At 63.4% G+C, this 5,350-nt stretch carries 5 protein-coding genes; 2 read left to right on the top strand and 3 right to left on the bottom strand.

The genetic code is table 11. The features are described from left to right. Nucleotides 1-29 precede the first annotated feature (29 nt). The 3 genes from J1M81_RS19835 to J1M81_RS19825 all read right to left on the bottom strand — a co-directional run bounded on the left by J1M81_RS19835 (nt 30) and on the right by J1M81_RS19825 (nt 2,828). Nucleotides 30-731: a DUF2334 domain-containing protein gene (locus J1M81_RS19835; protein ID WP_206498667.1), complete on the bottom strand. Its 702-nt coding sequence runs from the start codon at nt 729-731 to the stop codon at nt 30-32. A gap of 55 nt (nt 732-786) precedes the next feature. Beyond that, the gene (locus J1M81_RS19830; protein WP_027495833.1) at nt 787-1,296 is read right to left on the bottom strand and encodes a glutathione peroxidase; all 510 of its coding nucleotides are present in this window, start codon (nt 1,294-1,296) and stop codon (nt 787-789) included. A 131-nt stretch (nt 1,297-1,427) separates the two neighbouring features. Next, the gene (locus J1M81_RS19825) at nt 1,428-2,828 is read right to left on the bottom strand and encodes a cation:dicarboxylate symporter family transporter (RefSeq protein WP_032367551.1); all 1,401 of its coding nucleotides are present in this window, start codon (nt 2,826-2,828) and stop codon (nt 1,428-1,430) included. Nucleotides 2,829-3,061: 233 nt separating this feature from the next. Between J1M81_RS19825 and J1M81_RS19820 the strand changes: the two genes are divergently transcribed. Continuing rightward, on the top strand, nt 3,062-4,555 hold the full coding sequence (locus tag J1M81_RS19820) for a sensor histidine kinase (protein WP_230073743.1): 1,494 nt from the start codon (nt 3,062-3,064) through the stop codon (nt 4,553-4,555). Then, complete coding sequence (locus tag J1M81_RS19815) at nt 4,552-5,226, top strand: response regulator (protein ID WP_032374017.1); 675 nt, start codon at nt 4,552-4,554, stop codon at nt 5,224-5,226. Before J1M81_RS19820 ends, J1M81_RS19815 begins: the two co-directional genes overlap by 4 nt. Nucleotides 5,227-5,350 lie beyond the last annotated feature (124 nt).

Raw genomic sequence — 5,350 nt, 5'->3', positions numbered from 1 at the left:
GGGCGGGGTGGAGGTCAGGCAGCGAGGAGTCAGGCCACGCGAGTTTTGGTGCGCGGGATCCATTCGTAGACTCCCGCTGCCGCGTTGTGGCGCAGGGAGAGGTCGATGGCATCGAGGATTGCCTGTCGGGGCGCGGGGCGTCCGAGTTGTTTGGCGCTGATGGCCAGGCGCACCACTCCCCCGCGTCGGGCGGTGCGACCGGCCCCGAGTACGAGTGCTTTGAACCACCAAGGTTCGGCTTTGAAGCCTTCGCCGATTCCCCAGACCCGGGCGCGGATGGTGCCGTCGCGGTCGAGGTCGTGAATACCGTTGAGCGAGGCGATCATTCGGAATCCTGCATCCGGGAGCGCCTCGATGGCTCCGGGTGAGGCGATCCAGCGCGGAGCGGCGAACACTCGGGTACGCAGGCCGGTCTGTTCCATGACGCGGTCGGCGGCCATCAAGCGCAGTCGAGCTTCGTGACGCGGCAGTGCAGAGAATTCGGAGCGTCGACGCTTCGTCGCGGCCTGGTCGTAGCCGTGCAGAACGATGGCGTCGCCTCCGTCGCGTCGCGTCCGCAGCCATTCCTGGGTGGGCACGTCGGCTGCGAGCCGGTATTTGTCTTTCAGCCGCGGTGCGACGAGCAGCGACAGCGGGACGCCCCGTCCGTCGAGTTCTCGCGCGAACTCGGCGGCGTGCTCGTAGGTGTCGTTCTTGATTCCGCTCACCGACACGATCAGGCGTCCAGACATGACTCGAGCCTCGCACACCAGCGTGAACGAGGCTCGACGTCGATGCAGACAGAAGCTAAACGGCGATCGTTTCCTTCGGCAGGATCTTGTCGATCGCGGCGAGCACCTCGGGTGCGTCCGGCTCGGTGCGCGGGCGGAACCGGTTGGTGACGACGCCATCCGGGGAGATCAGGAACTTCTCGAAGTTCCACTGAACGTCTCCGGCGGTGCCGTCGGCGTCCTCGGTCTTGGTCAGTTCGGCGTAGAGGGGGTGCCGGTTGTCACCGTTGACGTCGACCTTCTCGGTCATCGCGAACGTGACGCCGTACGTGGTGGAGCAGAAAGTTTCGATTTCTTCGGCGGTGCCGGGCTCTTGGCCACCGAACTGGTTACACGGCACCCCGACGACCGACAGGCCGCTGGCGGAGTACTCGTTGGCGAGCTTCTCCAGCTTTTCGTACTGCGGGGTCAGTCCGCACTTGGATGCGACATTGACCACGAGGACGGCCCGTCCGGCGTACTCGTCGAGCGAGGTGGGCGCACCACCCAGCGTGTTGATGCCGATGTTCTGAACTTCAGTCATCACCCGAACTTACCTGTGAGTACCGACAGAATGGAACCGACGTACAAAAGCAAGTACGACCCCGCTGGTGGCAGGGCCGTACTTGCGTTCTTCCGAACCGGGCGACGGGGGGATGCGCGTCGCCCGGCAGGTTCTTATGCCTTGGCGGCGTTCTTCTCGATGATGACCTGCTTGTCGGCGGGTCGCTCGTCCTCGGGGAGGTGGTCGTCGACCATGGTCTCCTCGTCGAACGGCAGGTTGCCGTCGAGCACCGTGTTGACCCGATCCTTATCGATCGTCTTGGTCCAGGTGCCGACCAGCAAGGTGGCAACGGCGTTACCCGAGAAGTTGGTGACGGCGCGGGCTTCGGACATGAAGCGGTCGATTCCGACGATGAGCTGAACACCGTCGAGCAGTTCCGGGCGGTGGCTCGACAGGCCGCCGGCGAGAGTCGCCAGGCCTGCTCCGGACACTCCGGCTGCGCCCTTGGAGGCGATGATCATGAACAGCAGCAGCGAGAACTGCTCCCCGATGGAGAGCGGCATGTTCATGGCGTCGGCGATGAAGATCGAGGCCATGGTCAGGTAGATCGCGGTGCCGTCGAGGTTGAACGAGTAACCGGTGGGGACGACGATGCCGACGGTGGTGCGCTCGACTCCGACGTGCTCCATCTTGGCGATCAGACGCGGCAGGGCCGATTCGGAGGACGACGTGGCAACGATGAGCAGGTACTCCCGGGCCAGGTACTTGACCAGCTTGAAGATCGAGAAGCCGGAGACGAACTTGAGAATCAGGCCGAGGAAGAAGAAGACGAAGATGAAGCAGGTGATGTAGAAGGCCAGCATCAGAGTGCCGAGCTGAATCACTGCGTCGAAGCCGGTCTTGCCGACGACACCGGCGATGGCACCGAAGGCACCGATCGGGGCGAGCCACAGGATCATCGTCAGGATGCGGAAGACGAGCTTCTGTACTGCGCCGATGCCCTTGAGGATGCCTTCACCCTGCTTGCCCATGGCCTGCAGTGCGAAACCGACGAGGATGGCGACGAACAGCGTCTGCAGAACAGAACCGGCCGTCAGCGACGAAAGCAGCGATGTCGGAATGATGCCTGCGATGAAGTCCATCGTCCCGCCGGCCTCGTGGGCGGTGTCGGCGAGCTTGAGTCCGGCGTCGTTCGGCGTGATGTTCAGTCCGTCACCGGGCTTGATGAGGTTGCCGACAACCATGCCGATACCGAGGGCGATGGTCGACATGCCGATGAAGTAAGCGAGCGCCAGGCCGCCGACTCGGCCGACGCTGGCTGCGGCGCGTACCGACCCGATGCCGAGGACGATGGTGCAGAAGATGACCGGGCTGATCATCATCTTGATCAGGCTGACGAAGAGCGTGCCGAGGATCGACAGGTCGGACGCGAAATCCTTGGCCACCAACCCGACGATGATGCCGGCGATGACGGCGATGATCACCGCGATGTAGAGCCAGTGCGTTCTGTCGCGCTTCTTCTTCGGCTCGGACGACGGATTGTCGTTCCGCTCAGCGTCGGTGCTGATAGTCATGGACGTTCCTTAGTGTTCCGGTGGTGCGTGAATGTGGCTGGTGGCTTCGTGATCGCCGGAGTGGAGTGAGGTGGGTCACCCCTGCTGAGAGATGATGTTGCTGCACCCAGTGACTGGAGTCACCTATACGTTCATTCTTTTCACATCGATGTTTCTTGTCCGAAAGGAATGTGTTGTCCTCGAAGCGGCCGCTGAGCGTGGCGGGCCAGGTTTTGGTCCTGCAACTGGTCGTCATGGCCGTCGTCGTTCTCGCCGGCGGGATACTGACGATCCTCAACGAGAGGTCCAACAGCGACGACGCCACCCGACGTGAGGTGACGGCGATCGCGGTGAGTATCGCCAACGAACCGTCGACGCCGCTGGCCATCGAATCCGAAGACCCGACGTCTCGTCTGCAGCCGGAAACGGAGAAGATCAGGCAGGTCACCGGGGTCGACTTCATCGTCGTCATGGCTCCCGATCGCACCCGCTTCACGCACACCACCGTCGACCTGATCGGTAAACCGTTCAGCGGCAACATCGATCGCGCACTGCTCGGTGAGACGTTCACCGAGACGTACGTGGGCTCTCTCGGCCCGTCCATCAGGGCGGTCACACCCGTCACCGATACCGACGGCGAGATCGTCGGTCTCGTGTCCGCTGGAGTCACCCGCCAGAAGATCAGCGATCAGTTCCTGCAAGGCCTGCCGTTGATCCTCGCCGTCGTGCTCGCGGCCTTCGTCGTCGCTGCGGCCGGTTCGACGCTGCTCAGCCGCCGGCTACGGCGTCAGACATTGGGAATGGCTCCGGCCGAATTGCGGACGATGTACGAGCATCACGACGCCGTTCTGCATTCCATCGGCGAGGGCCTGTTGGTGTTCGGACGCAGCGACGAGGCGGAGTTGGTCAACGACGAGGCCCGACGCCTTCTCGACCTACCGGACGGGCCGGTATCGCTGACGTCGTTGCCGGAGTCGATGCAACAGATGGACACCGGGATCGTCCGCGGTGAGCTGCATCTGACGAAAGATCGTGTACTCGTCGTCAACCAGGATCCGGTCATGTGGGAGGGCAAACGCCTGGGTAACGTCCTGACGATTCGCGATCAGACCGAGTTGCGTTCGTTGATGGGCGAATTGGATTCGGTGCGCAGTTTCGCGGAGTCACTGCGCTCGCAGGCGCACGAGGCGGCGAATCGGTTGCACACGGTCATCACGATGGTCGAGCTCGGTCGGCCCGAAGAAGCCGTAGAATTCGCGACGGCCGATCTCGAACTCTCGCAGACTCTCATCGACCGGTTGATGAACGCGGTCGGCGAACCTGCGCTCGCGGCGCTGTTGCTCGGCAAGGTCAGCCAGGCCGCCGAACAGGGCGTCGAGCTGACGATCACCGACGACACGGCGATGGAACACGAAGGGGTTCTGACTGCTCGCGAATTGGTGACGCTGGTAGGCAATCTGATAGACAATGCGATCGATGCCTCGAAAGAATCCGACCAGCCGTGGGTCGAAGTGACGGTCCGCGACGCCGACGGCGAACTCGTCGTCCGGGTGGCCGACAGTGGACCCGGCATGCCACCGGAAACCCTGAAAGCTGCTCTCCGGCGCGGATATTCGACCAAATCCGGATCTCGCGGACTCGGCCTCGCGCTCGTGACGCAGGTGATCACGCGGCACGGTGGCACGTTGACCTCGGAAGTGACGTACGGGTCGGTGTTGGTGGCGACCATTCCGGGAGCGACGTCGTGATCCGCGTACTGATCGTCGACGACGAACCGCTCATCGCCGAGGCCCACAAGACGTACGTCGAGCGGACGCCCGGTTTCGACGTGGCCGGCGTCGCACACACCGGCGCTGCGGCCATGCGATTCGCCAGCACCGAACCAGTCGATCTGGTGTTGCTGGACATCGGCCTGCCCGACGCCAGTGGCATCGACGTCGCCGCGGCGCTCGGCGGTCTGCGTCCGAGCCCCGACGTCATTGCCATCACCTCCGAACGTGATCTGTCGGTGGTGCGTTCGGCAGTGGCGCACGGCATCGTGCTGTATCTGCTCAAACCGTTCACGTTCGCTGCGTTCCGCGACAAGCTCGAGCGCTATCGCGAATTCCACGATGCATTACCCGCCGGCGAGAACGCGTCCAGTCAGCGAGACATCGACCGTGCGATGGCACACCTGCGCACGGCCGACGAACGCGTCTCCACCCCCAAAGGCATAGCCCCACAGACGATGGACGGCATCACCGCCAGCGTCAAGGAATCCGTCGACGGCCTCAACGCCTCCGAGGCGGCCAAGGTTGTCGGCGTATCCCGGGTGACGGCCTGGCGCTACCTCGAACGACTGGCCGACGACGGCCTGGTCACCCGGCACACCGAATACGGTAAAGCCGGGCGACCGCAGGTCCGCTATGTGTGGCGTTAGAGCGGCTGGCGCCGCATGTGATGCTCCTATGAGTGTCAAGTGGCAGTTTTCTGGGTGAGATGTTGGAACATTTCGCGGGCGACGGCTCGCTTGAGGCAGCGGATGATGTCGCGTTTGCTCTTGC

It is taken from the genome of Rhodococcus sp. KRD175 (assembly GCF_017168275.1).
Classification (GTDB): Bacteria; Actinomycetota; Actinomycetes; order Mycobacteriales; family Mycobacteriaceae; genus Rhodococcoides; species Rhodococcoides fascians.
Note: the sequence above shows the minus strand (reverse complement) of the source record. Positions and strands in the feature narration are given on the sequence as shown.